The following is a 15,909-nucleotide window of genomic DNA, read 5'->3' as shown; positions in this document are numbered from 1 at the left end:
CACTCACTCGACGGTCACGGACTTCGCCAGATTGCGTGGCTGGTCCACCTCGTTGCCCCGGGCCGTGGCCAGCTCGCAGGCGAAGACCTGCAACGGCACCGTGGCGACCAGTGGCTGAAGCAGCGTAGGCGTAGCCGGGATCGTGATGAGGTGATCGGCGTACGGGACGACCTCCTCGTCGCCCTCCTCGGCGATGACGACCGTACGGGCGCCACGGGCCCTGATCTCCTGGATGTTCGACACGATCTTGTCGTGCAGCACCGAACGGCCGCGCGGGGACGGCACGATGACGACGACCGGCAGCCCCTCCTCGATCAGCGCGATCGGCCCGTGCTTGAGCTCCCCCGCGGCGAAGCCCTCGGCGTGCATGTACGCGAGCTCCTTGAGCTTCAGCGCGCCTTCCATGGCCACCGGGTAGCCCACGTGCCGGCCCACGAAGAGCACGGTGTCATGGGCGGCCAGCGAGCGGGCCAGTTCACGGACCGGCCCCATGGTCCCCAGGACGCGCTCGACCGCGCCGGACATCTCGGAGAGCTGGCGTACGACGGTGCGGATCTCGTCGCCCCACTTGGTGCCGCGCACCTGTCCGAGGTACAGCGCGACGAGGTAGCAGGCGACGAGCTGGGTCAGGAACGCCTTCGTGGAGGCGACGGCGACCTCGGGCCCGGCGTGTGTGTAGAGGACGGCGTCCGACTCCCTCGGGATGGTCGACCCGTTCGTGTTGCAGATGGCGAGGACCTTCGCGCCCTGTTCACGGGCGTGCCGCAGCGCCATCAGCGTGTCCATCGTCTCGCCCGACTGCGAGATGGCGACGACGAGGGTGCGCTGGTCCAGGATCGGATCGCGGTAACGGAACTCGCTGGCCAGCTCCGTCTCGCAGGGCAGCCTGGTCCAGTGCTCGATGGCGTACTTGGCGATCATCCCGGCGTGGAAGGCCGTCCCGCAGGCGACGACGACGACCTTGTCGACCTCTCTGAGCTCGCTCGGCGGGATGCGCACCTCGTCGAGGTGGAGCTCGCCGGAATCGTCGATCCGGCCGAGGAGCGTGTCGGCGACGGCCTTGGGCTGGTCGGCGATCTCCTTGAGCATGAAGGAGGCGTAACCGCCCTTCTCGGCGGCCGACGCGTCCCAGTCCACGTGATACTCACGTACGTCGGCGGGCCGGCCGTCGAAGCCGGTGACCGTCGCCCCGTCCCGGCGCAGCTCGACCACCTGGTCCTGGCCGAGCTCGATCGCGTTCCGCGTGTGCGCGATGAAGGCGGCCACGTCGGAGGCCAGGAACATCTCCCCGTCCCCCACGCCGACCACCAGCGGCGAGTTCCGCCGGGCCCCCACCACCACGTCGGGCTCGTCCGCGTGCACGGCGACCAGCGTGAACGCGCCCTCCAGCCGACGGCACACCTGCCGCATGGCCTCCGCCGGGTCCCCGCCCGAGGAGTACGCCTCGGCGAGCAGATGGGCGACCACCTCGGTGTCGGTCTCGGAGGCCAGTTCGTGGCCGCGTCCGGTGAGCTCCTCGCGCAGGGCGGCGAAGTTCTCGATGATCCCGTTGTGCACGACGGCGACCCGGCCCGCGTTGTCGAGGTGCGGGTGGGCGTTGGCGTCGGTGGGCCCGCCGTGCGTGGCCCAACGGGTATGCCCCAGGCCGGTGTTACCGGCCGGCAGCGGCCGGTCCTTGAGCTCCTTCTCCAGATTCAGGAGCTTCCCGGCCTTCTTCGCCGAGGCCAGACCCCCGTCCGCGAGGACGGCGACCCCCGCGGAGTCGTACCCCCGGTACTCCAGCCGTTTCAGCCCCGCGACCACGACGTCCTGCGCCGACTGCGTCCCGACATAACCCACGATTCCGCACATATCGTCACCATAAGGCCGGTGTCCCCGGCCGGGGTGGCGCGGAGGCACCTGCCGCTGCGCCAGAAGTGTCTCCGACGGCCCGTGAACCGTTCCCGCCGGTACGGGCGACAGGGGGTGCCGGACTCACCGACCGGACCGCCTCGCCCGGCCCTGGCTGTACGGCATCGCCGCCAACCTCACTCCACGCACCGGAGCCCGAGCGCGTGACGGCCGAGCAGGCGGACCCGGACAGCCCTGGCACTCCGGGCCCGGCTATGAGCATCCGGACGGCGTGTGAGGTCCGGAGCCCTCACGCGGCGGCGCAGAAGGCCACCGGTTGCCGCACGGCAGCTCTCGCACCGACACGGCCTCGACCGGCCCCCGGCTCGGTCATCGCCACGCGTCGACCACTTGATCCGGCCCCCAGCAAGCCGTCAGCCCTCGCGCGGCCGCGTCCGTGGGCGGCCTGCGGCTGACGGCCACCAGAGCCGCCCCCCGCGCACCCGGCACCCGCTCGGCCGCCGTGGAGAGAGCGGCAAGATCCCGGGCCCCGAACGGGGTGTCGTCCCGCCATTTCACGGATCCGACGAAATGGACCGCGCCGGCGACGGGCTGCGCGTCGGCGCCGACGAGGTCCACCTCGGGGTTGTTCTGGCGGTTCCACCAACCGCCCACCTCGTTCACCTCGGGGAACAGGTCGTCAGGCAGCCTGCGCAGCAGCGCCTCTCTGATCACGGGTTCCACCGCGCGGCCCCGCCACGACGCCCACGACCGGCTGATCCGGGCAGCCGATACCTCACCCCTGCCGCGTTCCGCCTGTGCGACGGCGTTCTCCAGGTGCGCGAGCCAGAACCGCAGGTAGGTATCGGCGATCCGGTACCGCTTGAGTTTGGGTGCAGGCCGTGTGGACAGCGGAAGGTCCGCTGCCACGATCTTCTTCGCCTCGGTGAGTTCGTTCAGTATCGGAGCGAGAGTCCCGTGCGCGAGTGGCTGCCCGTCCGCGCCCCCGGTACTCGCCGCGATACCGGAGAAGGTCCGTTCACCCGATCCGATCGCCCGCAGCACCCTGCCTGCCTGCAACCGTGCGGGAAACTCCGCGGCCAGGGAGCGCTCGCCCGTGGTCAGCAGCACGGAGGAGGGGTCTTCGACCTGCCGCCGCAGGTAGCCACTGACCGATTCACCTTCCCGCCAGTCGGTCACGACTTCCGGGAAGCCGCCGGTGAGCAGGTAGGCGTCCAGAGCCTCCGGGGCCTCCAGGCCGGTGGAGTCCTGGACGTCGGCCGGACTCAGCGGTCCCACCGTGTACTGGCCCGCTCTCCCGTAGAACGGGTGATCGTACGATGTCAGCCGGTCCATCATGGCGAGGTCGGATCCGAGCAGAAGCAGAAGGACGGGCTTCGCGGACAGATGCATGTCCCAAGCGGTCTTGAGAGCGGCATCGAACCCGGCATCGGCCTCCGCCAGCCACGGCACCTCGTCCAGGACGAGGATCACCGGCTCGTCCGCGGGCAGCGCGGCGGCAAGCGCCGCGAGGGTACGCGCCCAGTCCTCGGGAGGCGCGGCGTGCGCGAGGGCCGCACCGTGCTCACCCATGCCTTCGCCCTCGGCCACGGCATCGAACAGATCCTGCCGGGAGAGCGGCGCCGGGCGGCCACGCGTCGCCTGGAAGAACACGTAGGGACGACCCGAGCGTGCGCAGAACTCCTGGACCAGCCGGGTCTTGCCGATGCGACGACGTCCTTTGACCACCAGCGCCTGCCCTGCGCTGCCGCCGCCGGCCGACAGGACCTTGTCGAGCCAGGAGCCGAGAACCCGCAGTTCGCGACCGCGTCCGGTGAAGGCCACGCCATCCCCCTGAAGTAGGAGCCACTCAAAGTATGAGCCACTCCTACTTTACCTCCGAGAGGTCGATCAGGCCGACCGCACGGCCCGGCCGCTCCGGGACCCGGCCGCTCCGGGACCCGGCCACCGTGCCGGCGGCCCCCACAGGAGGCGGGCCGCCGGGCACGGCCCTGAGTGGCCCGTGCCCGGCAGGCATGTGATCAACTCCGCGCGTATCGCCACCATAGGACTGGTGCCCCTGGCCGGGGCGGCGCGGAAGCACCTACCGCTGCGCCCGAAGTGTCTCGGCCGGCCCCGTGAACCTTTCCTGCGGGTGCGGGCAACAAGGGGTGCCAGACTTACCGACCGGACCGCTGGAGGCCCTGTGCCCGGACGACGACCACCGCCATCGGCCGGGCCGGACGACGCCGAGATGATCGTCCGGTCCCTCGAGGAGCCGGAGCTCTTCGCCGGGCTGTACGACCGCCACGCCGCGGACATCCACCGGTACACCGCCCGCCGCCTCGGGGAGGGCGCGGCGGACGACATCACCGCCGAGGTGTTCCTCGTCGCGTTCCGCGCCCGCGCCCGCTACGACCCCTCCCACCGCCTCGCCCGGCCCTGGCTGTACGGCATCGCCGCCAACCTCATCGGCAAGCACCGGCGCAGCGAGGTACGCGCCCTCAAGGCCCTGGCGCGTACCGGTGAGGACCCCGTCGCCGCGTCCTGGAGCGAGCGCTCGGACGACCGGATCGCCGTCCAGGCGCCGTTGGCCGGCGCGCTCGCCGCGCTCTCCCCCGGGGACCGGCACGTGCTGCTGCTGGTCGCCTGGGCGGACCTTGGCTACCAGGAGGTGGCCGACGCGCTCGGCATACCGCTCGGCACCGTCCGCTCCCGGCTCAACCGCGCCCGCCGCAAGGTCCGCGACGCGCTGCACACCGATCCCGCGTTCACTTCGGACCGACAGGAGCTGAACCCGTCATGGACGAAATGACCCGGCTGCGCGAGCTGCGCGCCGACGCCCCGATGCCGGACCGTTCCGCGCTCGCTCCCGGGCGGCAGCGCCTGACCGATGCCATCGCGGGCAACCGGCGCGGCCGCATGCTGCGGACCGACTGGCGGCTCGCCTCGCTCGGCGCGGCCGTGGCGATCACCGTCGCAGCCCTGCTCAGTACCCAGCTGCTCGGCACGTCCGACCCGCGCCCCACGGGCCCCGCCACGACGGCCGGCGCCCTCGATCTGTCCGGCCCGGCCGCGACGCTGGGTCAGGCCGCCGTGTTCCTGGAGGGCATGACGCCTCCGCCGGAACCCCGCGACGACCAGTGGATCTACACCAGGAACGTGGTGGGGCAGCCGGAGCCGGCGGCCGGGGACGGTCACATGGGCGAGGTCCGGTACGACCCCGACTCCTGGACCCCGTACGGCAACGCGGCAGCGGAGAAGGACCGGTCGGACGACGACCGCTCGGCCCGCGAGATCTACCGGGCCGCCAACGCCCTGCCCGAGGACCCCGCAGCCCTGCTGGCCGAGGTCCGTGAGCTCTACCCCCCCGGAGCCGACAGCCCCGAGAGCAAGGCCGCGCAGACCTTCCGCGGACTGGGCGTGCTCATCGAGTCCTACCCGCTCGCCCCGGACGCCCTCGCCCGCATCTACCGGGCCATGGCCACGGTCCCCGGCGTGGAAATCACCGATCACCTGGTCAAGGACGCGGCGGGTCGCGAGGCCATCGCCGTCACCCGGGAGGAGGAGGGCACCCACCAACGCCGCGAGCTCCTCCTCTCCCCGTACGACTACGGCTACGCGGGCCTGCGCTTCGTGGTCACGGAGGACCACGAGATGAAGCTGCCGAAAGGCATCGACCCGAAGCTCACCGCCGGAGACATCACTCTCACCGAGGCCCGCACCGCCGCGGCCGTCGTCGATGCCGAGGGCGCCACGCCCTGATCCGTACACGGTCCAGTGCCTCCCGGCCGGGGTCCGACGTCCGCTACAGGGGTGCGGACACCGGACCCCGGGCGGAGGCGCATCAGCGGGCCGGAGCCTGCAGGCGGTGCGGCGGGGCGGACCCCCGGCAGGAGGTCCGCCCCGTCTTCAGTGGGTCGTGCGGCAACGGGCCGTGCGACCGGGCTCAGAAGCGGTCCGGGGCACGCTCCGGGAGCGGAGACCCGGGGAGCACGTCCCGCTTCTGGTTCTTCCGTGCCTCCGCGTTCGAGTCGGCCGTCGCCTCGCAGGTCACGTCCTTCGCCGGGAGCTTGCCGGTGAGCAGGTAGCCGTTGACCGTGTCATCCGTGCAGGCGTTGCCGTTCGGGTAGACACCGTGGCCCTCGCCGCCGAGGACGGTGACCATCCTCGATCGCTTCAGGTCGGCGTGCAGGGCCTGACCGCTGGGCAGCGGGGTCTGCGAGTCCCACTCGTTCTGGACGACCAGGGAACCGACCTTGTTGTGCACCTTCGTCGCCGGTTCCACGGACGTGTCCCAGAACGCACAGGGCTTGATGCCGGACGCGAAGTCACCGTAGAGCGGGTAACGGCCCTTGTCCTCGATGGCGTCCTGCCGGTAGCTCTCGGGGTCGCGGGACCACGCGGCCGAGTTGTCGCCGCACACCACGGCCCAGAAGGTCGCCATCATGTTGTCGGACGGCACCTCGGCGGCATCGGCGGCATCGGCGGCGGAGCCTGTCCTCCCGGCCCCCTCGGATCCGGTGAACGCCGCGAGCTCCTTCGCGGAGGCGGGCTCGCCGGCCGCGGCCTTCTTCAGCTCCACGAACGCCTCGGTGGCGTACTCCGGGGTGAAGACCGCCCCGCGCATACCGGCCCGGATGTCATCACCGGTGGTCGGATACCCGTCCACCTCGACGGGCTTCTCGTCGGCCTGCGCGACCAGGTCCCAGAAGGTCCGGTCGACCTCCTTCGGGGTGTCACCGAGGCCGTACTTCTCCGAACGTCCGGCGGCCCATTCGGTCCACCGGTCGAACGCGGGCTCGGCTCCCTCCGCCCACCACTGGATCATCCCCCGCCAGGCGCGCGCCGGGTCGACCGCGCTGTCCAGCACGAACCGGTCGGCCCGGCCGGGGAAGAGCTGGGTGTAGACGGCGCCCAGGTAGGTGCCGTACGAGAACCCCACGTACGTGATCTTCTTCTCGCCGAGGATCGCCCGGAGCAGGTCCATGTCACGCGCGGTGTTGCGTGTGGTGATGTGCGGGAGTGTGTCGCCCGCTTTCTCGTCGCACTTGTTCGCGACGTCGCGCGCCCAGGCGACGTCCTTGTCGAACGTCTCCTCCTTGTACGGCCGCACCCAGTTCTCCTCCTCCGGCTCCAGACCGCAGGAAACCGGGCTGCTCCTGCCCACACCGCGCGGGTCGAAGCCGATGAGGTCGTACTTCTGCCGTGCGGACTCGGGCAGCCGCTCCTGCATCCCCATCGGCATGTAGAGCCCCTCCACGCCCGGGCCGCCGGGGTTGGAGAACAGCACACCGTGCCGTTTGTCGGGCGCGGTGCTCCTGATCCGGGATATGGCCACGTCGATCCGCTTCCCCCCGGGAACCCGGTAGTCGAGCGGCACCTTGATCGTTGCGCACTCCAACGTCGCCGGAGCGTCGGCATCGCACCGCTTCCACTGCGGCTTCTGCTTCACATACCGGTCCAGGGCGCTCTTGGCAGCGGACGAGGAGGCGGTCGACGGAGCGGCGGCCGGAGCGGCGGTGGCCGCCGAGGTGGCGAGCGCGGGCGCCAGCATCGCCGTGACACCGACAGCCAGTACCGGCCCGAGAAATCGTCTACGCACGTCATCGTTCCTTCCGTCGCGTGTTCGGACAGGAACGATCATCCAGGTGGCGCGCATCGGGAACATCGGCCGCGCGGCCCCAACTCCCCTCCCTCCTAAGGAGGATGTGACATCCCTACGTGATCCCCTGGTCGTAGAGGACGGATGCGGGGCCCCGGGTCGTACCGTCCCGTGCCGTACGGATCAGGGCACCTCCGGATCCCCCACGTGACCGACCCCACCCTCCACTCCGTTAAAACTCCCGCAACAATGAGTACGTGATCACTTCGCCCGCACGGAGCCCCCGTCGCACCGAGCACGCGCCGACGCCCTACGTCGACCTGACCCGGGCCGAGTGGAGCGCCCTGCGTGACAAGACCCCGCTGCCGCTGACCGCCGAGGAGGTCGAGAAGCTGAGAGGGCTCGGCGACGTCATCGACCTCGACGAGGTCCGGGACGTCTATCTGCCGTTGTCCCGGCTGCTCAACCTCTACGTCCAGGCCACCTCCGGCCTGCGCGGCGCCCTGAACACCTTCCTGGGTGACGCGGGCAACGGGCACGGCGAGCAGCGCGGTACCCCGTTCGTCATAGGGGTCGCCGGAAGTGTCGCCGTCGGCAAGTCCACCACCGCCCGCATCCTCCAGGCACTGCTGGCGCGGTGGCCGGAGCACCCCCGGGTGGAGCTGGTGACGACCGACGGTTTCCTGCTGCCGATGAAGGAGCTCGAGGCGCGGGGCCTGATGTCGCGCAAGGGGTTCCCCGAGTCGTACGACCGGCGGGCGCTGACCCGGTTCGTCGCCGACATCAAGGCCGGCAAGGACGAGGTGACGGCCCCCGTCTACTCGCACCTGATCTACGACATCGTGCCGGGCGAGCGGCTGACCGTGCGCCGCCCCGACATCCTGATCGTCGAGGGGCTGAACGTGCTGCAGCCCGCGCTGCCCGGCAAGGACGGCCGGACCAGGGTCGGACTCGCGGACTACTTCGACTTCAGCGTGTACGTCGACGCCCGCGCCGAGGACATCGAGAACTGGTACCTCCACCGCTTCCGCAGGCTGCGAGAGACCGCGTTCCAGAACCCGTTCTCGTACTTCCGCAAGTACACACAGGTCTCCGAGGCGGACGCGCTGGACTACGCGCGCACCATGTGGCGGACCATCAACAAGCCCAATCTGCTGGAGAACGTGGCACCGACGCGCGGCCGTGCCACGCTGGTGCTGCGCAAAGGGCCGGACCACAAGGTCCAGCGTCTGTCACTGCGCAAGCTCTGACTCCGGAAAGGGTGCACCGTGCTGCATCTGCGCCTCATCGTGCCCGCCGACCGCACCGACGAGGTGCTCGGGCTGATCGAACGCACCGTGGGCACCGCCCATGTCGCGGTGCTCTCCGGTGCCGCTCGGAACCCGGTGGGCGATGTGGTGCTGTGCGATGTCGCGCGGGAAGCCGGTGACGAACTCATCGGCGGGCTGCGGAAGCTGGAGATCGACGACTGCGGCTCCATCACCGTCGAGAACATGGACCTCACCCTGTCCAGGAGCGCCGACGAGGCCGAGCGCGCGGCGCCGGGAGAGGGCTCGGACGCGGTGCTCTGGGAAGAGCTGAGCGAGGTGACCCACGAGGAGTCGACCTTCAGCGCCACCTATGTGGCCTTCCTCTCCGTCGCGACGATGCTCGCCGCGTGCGGTGTGATGCTCGACAACGCGATCCTGATCGTGGGCGCGATGGCGGTGGGCCCGGAGTTCGGCCCGCTGGCCGGGATCTCGACGGCGCTCGTGCAGCGCGCCCCGAAGCTGGTGGCACGGTCGCTGTGGGCGCTGGTCGGCGGTTTCGCCGCGGCGATGGTGCTGACGGCCGGGTTCGCCTGGCTGATGGACGCGTTCGGGCTGTTCGACGCGGGGATGGTGAGGGCGGACCGGCCCAACACCGGGTTCATCTGGCACCCGGACTGGATGTCCTTCGTGGTCGCCCTCCTCGCGGGCATCGCGGGGACCCTCTCGCTGACGTCGGCGAAGTCCGGGGCGCTGATCGGCGTGGCCATCTCGGTGACCACGGTCCCCGCAGCCGCCAACGCCGCCGTCGCCTTCAGCTACCAGGACCTCCAGCAGACCTGGGGGTCCTCGGGGCAGCTGCTGGCCAATCTGGCGGGCATCGTCCTCGCCGGCACGCTGACGCTGCTGGTCCAGAAGGCGCTGTGGAGCAGGAAGCGCGGCACGGCCCCGGCCCAGGGGTGATGGACCGGCAGTGTCGCGGGCCCGGAAACTGCCGGACACCGCACAGGCGGCGACGGCCCCGCCGATGACACGATGCCGGCCATGAACGAGGCCCAGCACGTGATCTGCCGCCCCCTCAAGCGGCGCGCCCTGTGGTGCCTCGTCGCGCTCGGGACGGCCGCGGCCGTGGCAACCGCCGTGCGCGCGGTGTACCGGGGCACCCTCATCGACGTATGGGTGGCCGGGGGCCTGCTGCTCGCGCTGCTGGGCCTCGTCTTCCTGTACGCGGCCACCGTCCAGGTGATCGCGGACGCCGACGGTCTGCGCTCCCGGACACTGCTGCGCCGCCGGAACATGCCGTGGAGCGACATCGCCGACCTGCGCGTCCACCTCCAGTCCGGGCGTAACCAGGACATCCACCGCGTCGGCGTGCTGCTGCGCGACGGACGTACTCCCCGGCTGCCCCTGCCGCTCAGCGGATCCTCCGCCGACCGGCCGGAGTTCGACGCACAGCTGAACGCGCTCCGCGCGCTGCACCGCCGCCACGGGGCTCCGGAGTCGGACCACGTGCCCGTCCTCTCCCAGCGCACCGCCGGGCGCGGCTCGGCCGTGGCGAAGCTCCTCTGCGTGCTGCTGCTCGCGGGCGCGGGCCTGGCCGCCTGGTTCGTTCCGGTCACCGCGTCGCAGAAACAGGCCTGGATGTCGGCGGTCCCCTGTACCGCCGGTACGACCGCCGCGGAGCGTGGTGAGTGCCTGAGTACCCAGGTCGCGGTGGTCGAACGGACGGAGGTCGGCCAGGGCAAGCAGAGCAGTTGGCTGTACTTCGCCGACGACAGGCCGCTGAACCGGCTCACCGTCTCGCGGGAGGGCGCCCGCGGATTCCGCCCCGGTGACGAGGTCGAACTGACCGTCTGGCGCGGCGAGGTGAGGGTGGTCACCGGCGAACACCACACCTGGCAGGAGCACTTCACCGGCGGCGGAGACGTGGCCGTCATCGCGGCCGGGTGTGCTCTCGCCGCAGGCTACCCCGGTGCCCGGGTGCTGCTGCGCCGTCGCGGGCGCGGGCTGCCGGACGACGAGGTCCTGCCTTCGGCCCTGCCGTTCGCGGGTGCGCTCTTCGGCACGGCCGTGTGGCTGCTGCCCCTCTGCTACCTCCACCCCACGGGCCCGCTCGGCTCCGCCGTGCCCCTCGCGTGGGCGGCCTCGGGCACGGTGGCCACCCTGGGCATGCTCGCCTGGGCCTGGCACGCCACCCGCATCCGCACACCTGAGGACGCCGGAGATGCCGGGGGTGCCGGAGCCTTCGAGGAGGAGACGGAGAGGTTCCTGGCCGCCCGCTTCCTCGAGCACACCGACTACAACCCGCACGACTTCGGCACGCACATCGTCCTGGGAAGCGGTCCGCCCGCGGTGACACCCCACTCCGGCCCGGGCCGGTTCGCGGCGAGGCGGATCCCGGTGGAGCGGCTCACCGTCACGCGGATACGACGTGCCAGGGGCGGCGACGGCGAGACCGTCCACCGCAGCTGGCACATCGCCGAGATCGACGACGCGGGCGAACCGGTCCGCCTCGCGGCCGCGCCGGCCGACCTGACCCGCATCATCCAGGAACTGGGGCGCTACCGCCGCTTGCCGGAAGCCGGAAGGGCCCGGCCGTGAGGCCGGGCCCTTCCGGAAGTTGACGGCACATCAGCCGAGGGCGGACTTCACCACGTCGGCCAGCCGCCCGGCCACCGCGCGTGCCTGCTCCAGGTCGGCGGCCTCGACCATGACCCGTACGAGCGGCTCGGTGCCCGACTTGCGCAGGAGTACGCGCCCGGTGTCGCCCAGCTCACGCTCGGCCTGGGACACCGCGGCGGCGACCTCGGGCGAGGTCTCCACACGGGACTTGTCGACGTCCGGCACGTTGATGAGGACCTGCGGGAGGCGCTGCATCACACCCACCAGGTCGGCGAGCGTACGCCCGGTGGCGGCGACCCGGGCCGCGAGCATCAGCCCGGTCAGCGTGCCGTCACCCGTCGTGGCGTGGTCCAGGACGATGACATGCCCGGACTGCTCGCCGCCCAGCGCGAAGCCTTCGGCCTTCATCGACTCCAGGACGTAACGGTCGCCGACGGCGGTCTGGACCAGCTGGATGCCCTCCCGCTCCATCGCCATCTTGAAGCCGAGGTTCGACATGACCGTGCCGACGACGGTGTCCTTGCGCAGCTGGCCGGCCTCGCGCATGGCGACGGCGAGCACGGCCAGGATCTGGTCGCCGTCGACCTCCTCGCCGGTTCCGTCCACGGCCAGGCAGCGGTCCGCGTCACCGTCGTGCGCGATGCCGAGGTCGGCGCCGTGCTCGACGACAGCGGCCCGCAGCAGCCCCAGGTGGGTGGAGCCGCAGCCGTCGTTGATGTTGAGGCCGTCCGGTTCGGCGCCGATGGTGATGACCTCGGCACCGGCGCGGGCGAACGCCTCGGGGGAGACACGGGCGGCGGCGCCGTGCGCCTCGTCGAGGACGACCTTCAGCCCGTCGAGCCGGTTCGGGAGGACACCGATGAGGTGCGCGACGTAGCGGTCGAAGCCCTCCGCGTAGTCGGTGACCCGGCCCACTCCCGCGCCGGTCGGCCGGGCCCACGGCTCACCGGTGCGGTGCTGCTCGTAGACCGTCTCGATGCGGTCCTCCAGCTCGTCGGCGAGCTTGTGGCCGCCACGGGCGAAGAACTTGATGCCGTTGTCCGGCATGGCGTTGTGGCTGGCCGAGAGCATGACACCGATGTCCGCGCCGAGCGCGCCGGTGAGATACGCCACGGCAGGGGTGGGCAGCACGCCGACGCGCAGGACGTCCACTCCGGCGCTGGCCAGGCCGGCCACGACGGCGGCCTCCAGGAACTCTCCGGACGCACGCGGGTCGCGACCCACCAGGGCGGTCGCCCGATGCCCTTCGAAGGTGCCCGCCTCGGCGAGTACGTGCGCCGCCGCGACCGAGAGTCCGAGCGCGAGCTCGGCTGTCAGATCCGCGTTGGCGACACCGCGCACGCCGTCCGTGCCGAAGAGTCGTCCCACTGGTGTCCTCCGAAGTGCTCCGAAACCACAAACCAAAGCAAGCAAAACAGGGCAAAGCAAGGCCAGGCGCACCAGAAACGGGCGCGCCGGGAACTGCCAGCCCTATAAACGTGCAAGCGTCTTAAGCCGTTATACGCCCGCGAACGCCGATAAACGAACGCCCCAACAGCACGAGGTGTGCCGCCGGGGCGAACGTGTGAAGCAGACGAACAGGCGATTTAGCGCTTGCTGTACTGCGGAGCCTTACGGGCCTTCTTGAGACCGGCCTTCTTGCGCTCGACCGCACGGTCGTCGCGGGAGAGGAAGCCGGCCTTCTTCAGCGTGGCGCGGTTGTTGTCCACGTCCGCCTCGTTCAGCGCGCGGGCCACGCCGAGGCGCAGGGCACCGGCCTGACCGGAGACGCCGCCACCCGAGATACGGGCGATGACGTCGTAGCGGCCGTCGAGCTCGAGCACCTTGAAGGGCTCGTTGACTTCCTGCTGGTGCACCTTGTTGGGGAAGTAGTCCTCAAGGGTGCGACCGTTGATCTTCCACTTGCCGGTGCCCGGAACGATCCGGACGCGGGCGATGGCGTTCTTGCGACGGCCAAGGCCGGCCGCGGGCTGCGGGTCGCCGAAACGGCCCGCGAGCGACTCGGAGGTGTACTCACCCTCGACGGGGACCTCCGACTCGAAGGTGGTCACCTCGGCGAAGGTCTCTTCGCCCTCGGTGCCCGCTGCGTCGTCAGCGGTCGTCTCAACAGTGGTCTCGGCCACGATTCTCCTCAGATCTTTCTGTACGTCTTAGGGGGGAGGCCGGAACTACTGCGCGACCTGGGTGATCTCGTACGGGACCGGCTGCTGCGCAGCGTGCGGGTGCTGGTCGCCCGCGTAGACCTTGAGCTTCGAGATCATCTGGCGACCCAGGGTGTTCTTGGGGATCATGCCCTTGATGGCCTTCTCGACGGCCTTCTCGGGGTTCTTCGAGAGGAGCTCGTCGTAACGCACGGAGCGGAGACCGCCCGGGAAGCCCGAGTGGCGGTACGCCATCTTCTGGGTCTTCTTGTTGCCGGAGAGGTGGACCTTCTCGGCGTTGATGATGATGACGAAGTCGCCCATGTCCATGTGGGGGGCGTAGATCGCCTTGTGCTTGCCGCGGAGGAGGTTCGCAGCCGTGGTGGCCAGACGGCCGAGGACGATGTCCTCAGCGTCGATGATGTGCCACTGGCGAGTGACATCGCCGGGCTTGGGGCTGTACGTACGCACTTCGTAGCCTTCGCTTCTTCAGTGGATGAGGTCCAGACACATGGCACCCCTGAAGCGATCATGCAGCTGGGGCTCACAGTGCCGGGAACACTGCCCGTATGCGAGCCACTGGTAACTGCTCCAGAGAACCTACGCAAGGGCTCTTCGCGTGAGAACGAGAAAGCCCGTACGTATAACAAAGACCGACACTACCCGCCCCGCCCCGGACGGGTCAAAACGCGCCGTCCCTACCGCGCCCGCTCGACCCTGCGCTCGTCCCAGACCGGCTCCGTGGACTCCCGCACGACCCCGTCCGAACCGAAGACCAGGTAGCGGTCGAAGGACTTCGCGAACCAGCGGTCGTGCGTGACGGCCATCACCGTCCCGTCGTACGTCTCCAGTCCGTCCTGGAGGGCCTCGGCCGACTCCAGGTCCAGGTTGTCCGTCGGCTCGTCCAGCAGCAGCGCGGTGGTGCCGGCCAGCTCCAGCAGCAGGATCTGGAACCGTGCCTGCTGCCCACCGGACAGCCGCTCGAAGGCCTGGTCGCCCTGCCGCTCCATCTCGTACCGCCGCAGCACGGACATGGCCCCGCCCCGGTCCTTGGCGTGCTCCGACCAGAGGATCTCGACGAGCGTCCTGCCCCGCAGCTCAGGATGGGCGTGCGTCTGCGCGAAGTGACCCGGCACGACCCGCGCACCGAGCTTCCACTCCCCGCTGTGCGCCACCGTGTCCCCCGCCAGCAGCCGCAGGAAGTGTGACTTCCCCGATCCGTTGGACCCGAGGACGGCGACCCGCTCCCCGTAGTAGATCTCCAGGTCGAACGGCTTCATCAGGCCGGTCAGCTCCAGGTTCTTGCAGGTCACCGCCCGCACCCCGGTCCGTCCTCCGCGCAGCCGCATCTTGATGTCCTGCTCACGCGGCGGCTCCGGCGGCGGGCCCGCGTCCTCGAATTTCTTGAAGCGGGTCTGCATCGCGTGGTAGCGGTTCGCCATGTCGGGGCTGTTCGCCGCCTGCTGCCGCATCCGCAGGACCAGCGCCTTCAGCCGGGCGTGCTCCTCCTCCCAGCGCCGCAGGAGTTCCTCGAAGCGCGCGAACCGCTCCTTACGGGCCTCGTGGAACGTGTCGAATCCGCCACCGTGGACCCATACGTCCGAACCGGCCGGGCTGGGCTCCACACTCACGATCTTCTCGGCGGCGCGCGAGAGCAGTTCCCGGTCATGGGAGACGAAGAGCACCGTCTTGTGGGTCTCCCTGAGCCTCTCCTCCAGCCACCGCTTGCCGGGCACGTCCAGGTAGTTGTCCGGCTCGTCCAGGAGCAGCACCTCGTCCGGGCCCCTCAGCAGCGCCTCCAGGACCAGCCGCTTCTGCTCGCCCCCGCTGAGCGTGCGCACCTCGCGCCACTGCGCCTTCTCGTACGGGACGCCGAGCGCGGCCATCGTGCACATGTCCCACAGCGTCTCGGCCTCGTACCCCCGCGCCTCCGCCCAGTCGCTCAGCGCCTGGGCGTACGCCATCTGCGCGGCCTCGTCGTCCACGGTGAGGATGCGCTCCTCCGCCGCGTCGACGGCCTCCGCCGCCTCCCTGATACGGGGCTGCGCCACGGATACCAGCAGGTCACGGACGGTCCGCTCGTCCCGTACGGAACCCACGAACTGGGCCATCACCCCGAGCCCGCCGCTCACCGAGACCGAGCCGCCGTGCGGCTGGAGCTCCCCGGCGAGCATCTTCAGGAGGGTCGTCTTGCCCGCCCCGTTCGCACCGACGAGGGCGACGACCGCACCGTCGGCCACCCGGAACGAGGCGTCGCCGAGCAGCACCCGTCCGTCCGGTAGGTAGTACTCCAGGTGGCCCGCTTCAAGATGTCCCATGCACAGCATTGTCACGGCAGGCGAACCATTGACCCAACCGGATTACGGTCGGTCTAGGCCCGGACTTCGCGGGTCGTTGATTCGTATGATGTGACCGGTCCGGGCGTGTCCCGGACCGGTGGTGTGGCGTTGGGTGGGGTGTGTCG

The 15,909-nt window shown here is 70.5% G+C and carries 12 protein-coding genes; 5 read left to right on the top strand and 7 right to left on the bottom strand.

Annotated elements, in window-relative coordinates:
- Positions 1 to 3: 3 nt before the first annotated feature.
- Both glmS and ACFYQ5_RS33990 read right to left on the bottom strand, forming a co-directional pair.
- Positions 4 to 1,851, bottom strand: a complete 1,848-nt coding sequence (glmS, locus tag ACFYQ5_RS33995; protein ID WP_389203216.1) for a glutamine--fructose-6-phosphate transaminase (isomerizing) — start codon at positions 1,849 to 1,851, stop codon at positions 4 to 6.
- Positions 1,852 to 2,220: 369 nt separating this feature from the next.
- Positions 2,221 to 3,675, bottom strand: coding sequence for an ATP-binding protein (locus ACFYQ5_RS33990; protein ID WP_389203215.1), 1,455 nt, complete (start codon positions 3,673 to 3,675; stop codon positions 2,221 to 2,223).
- A 409-nt stretch (positions 3,676 to 4,084) separates the two neighbouring features.
- Here ACFYQ5_RS33990 and ACFYQ5_RS33985 point away from each other — a divergent pair, with 409 nt between their 5' ends.
- Together ACFYQ5_RS33985 and ACFYQ5_RS33980 are read left to right on the top strand one after the other, a co-directional pair.
- Complete coding sequence (locus tag ACFYQ5_RS33985) at positions 4,085 to 4,645, top strand: RNA polymerase sigma factor (RefSeq protein ID WP_389203213.1); 561 nt, start codon at positions 4,085 to 4,087, stop codon at positions 4,643 to 4,645.
- Positions 4,633 to 5,595, top strand: coding sequence for a CU044_5270 family protein (locus tag ACFYQ5_RS33980; protein ID WP_389203212.1), 963 nt, complete (start codon positions 4,633 to 4,635; stop codon positions 5,593 to 5,595). Before ACFYQ5_RS33985 ends, ACFYQ5_RS33980 begins: the two co-directional genes overlap by 13 nt.
- 184 nt (positions 5,596 to 5,779) lie before the next feature.
- Here the strand turns inward: ACFYQ5_RS33980 and ACFYQ5_RS33975 are convergent, their stop codons facing one another.
- Positions 5,780 to 7,435, bottom strand: a complete 1,656-nt coding sequence (locus ACFYQ5_RS33975) for an alpha/beta hydrolase (protein WP_389203211.1) — start codon at positions 7,433 to 7,435, stop codon at positions 5,780 to 5,782.
- Between the two features lie 257 nt (positions 7,436 to 7,692).
- Here ACFYQ5_RS33975 and coaA point away from each other — a divergent pair, with 257 nt between their 5' ends.
- The 3 genes from coaA (at position 7,693) to ACFYQ5_RS33960 (ending at position 11,283) form a co-directional block, all read left to right on the top strand.
- Positions 7,693 to 8,685, top strand: coding sequence for a type I pantothenate kinase (gene coaA, locus ACFYQ5_RS33970; protein ID WP_389203209.1), 993 nt, complete (start codon positions 7,693 to 7,695; stop codon positions 8,683 to 8,685).
- A gap of 18 nt (positions 8,686 to 8,703) precedes the next feature.
- Positions 8,704 to 9,645 carry a DUF389 domain-containing protein gene (locus tag ACFYQ5_RS33965; RefSeq protein ID WP_389203207.1) on the top strand — a complete coding sequence of 314 codons (942 nt, stop codon included), beginning with the start codon at positions 8,704 to 8,706 and terminating at the stop codon, positions 9,643 to 9,645.
- Between the two features lie 81 nt (positions 9,646 to 9,726).
- The gene (locus tag ACFYQ5_RS33960; protein ID WP_389203205.1) at positions 9,727 to 11,283 is read left to right on the top strand and encodes a PH domain-containing protein; all 1,557 of its coding nucleotides are present in this window, start codon (positions 9,727 to 9,729) and stop codon (positions 11,281 to 11,283) included.
- Positions 11,284 to 11,313: 30 nt separating this feature from the next.
- On the opposite strand, the gene glmM is transcribed toward ACFYQ5_RS33960, so the two are convergent.
- From glmM to ACFYQ5_RS33940, 4 genes are all read right to left on the bottom strand, one after another.
- Positions 11,314 to 12,672, bottom strand: a complete 1,359-nt coding sequence (gene glmM, locus ACFYQ5_RS33955) for a phosphoglucosamine mutase (RefSeq protein ID WP_389203204.1) — start codon at positions 12,670 to 12,672, stop codon at positions 11,314 to 11,316.
- Between the two features lie 218 nt (positions 12,673 to 12,890).
- Positions 12,891 to 13,427: a 30S ribosomal protein S9 gene (gene rpsI / locus ACFYQ5_RS33950; RefSeq protein ID WP_033297615.1), complete on the bottom strand. Its 537-nt coding sequence runs from the start codon at positions 13,425 to 13,427 to the stop codon at positions 12,891 to 12,893.
- Between the two features lie 45 nt (positions 13,428 to 13,472).
- The gene (rplM, locus tag ACFYQ5_RS33945) at positions 13,473 to 13,916 is read right to left on the bottom strand and encodes a 50S ribosomal protein L13 (protein WP_014154573.1); all 444 of its coding nucleotides are present in this window, start codon (positions 13,914 to 13,916) and stop codon (positions 13,473 to 13,475) included.
- A 227-nt stretch (positions 13,917 to 14,143) separates the two neighbouring features.
- A complete protein-coding gene (locus tag ACFYQ5_RS33940; RefSeq protein ID WP_389203201.1) occupies positions 14,144 to 15,763 on the bottom strand; it encodes an ABC-F family ATP-binding cassette domain-containing protein in 1,620 nt (539 codons plus the stop codon).
- Between the last annotated feature and the right edge of the window lie 146 nt (positions 15,764 to 15,909).

Origin of the sequence: Streptomyces sp. NPDC005794, assembly GCF_042871445.1 — a bacterium.
Lineage (GTDB): Bacteria > Actinomycetota > Actinomycetes > Streptomycetales > Streptomycetaceae > Streptomyces.
The sequence above is the reverse complement of the archived record's forward strand: the minus strand, read 5'-3'. Positions and strand labels throughout refer to the sequence as shown.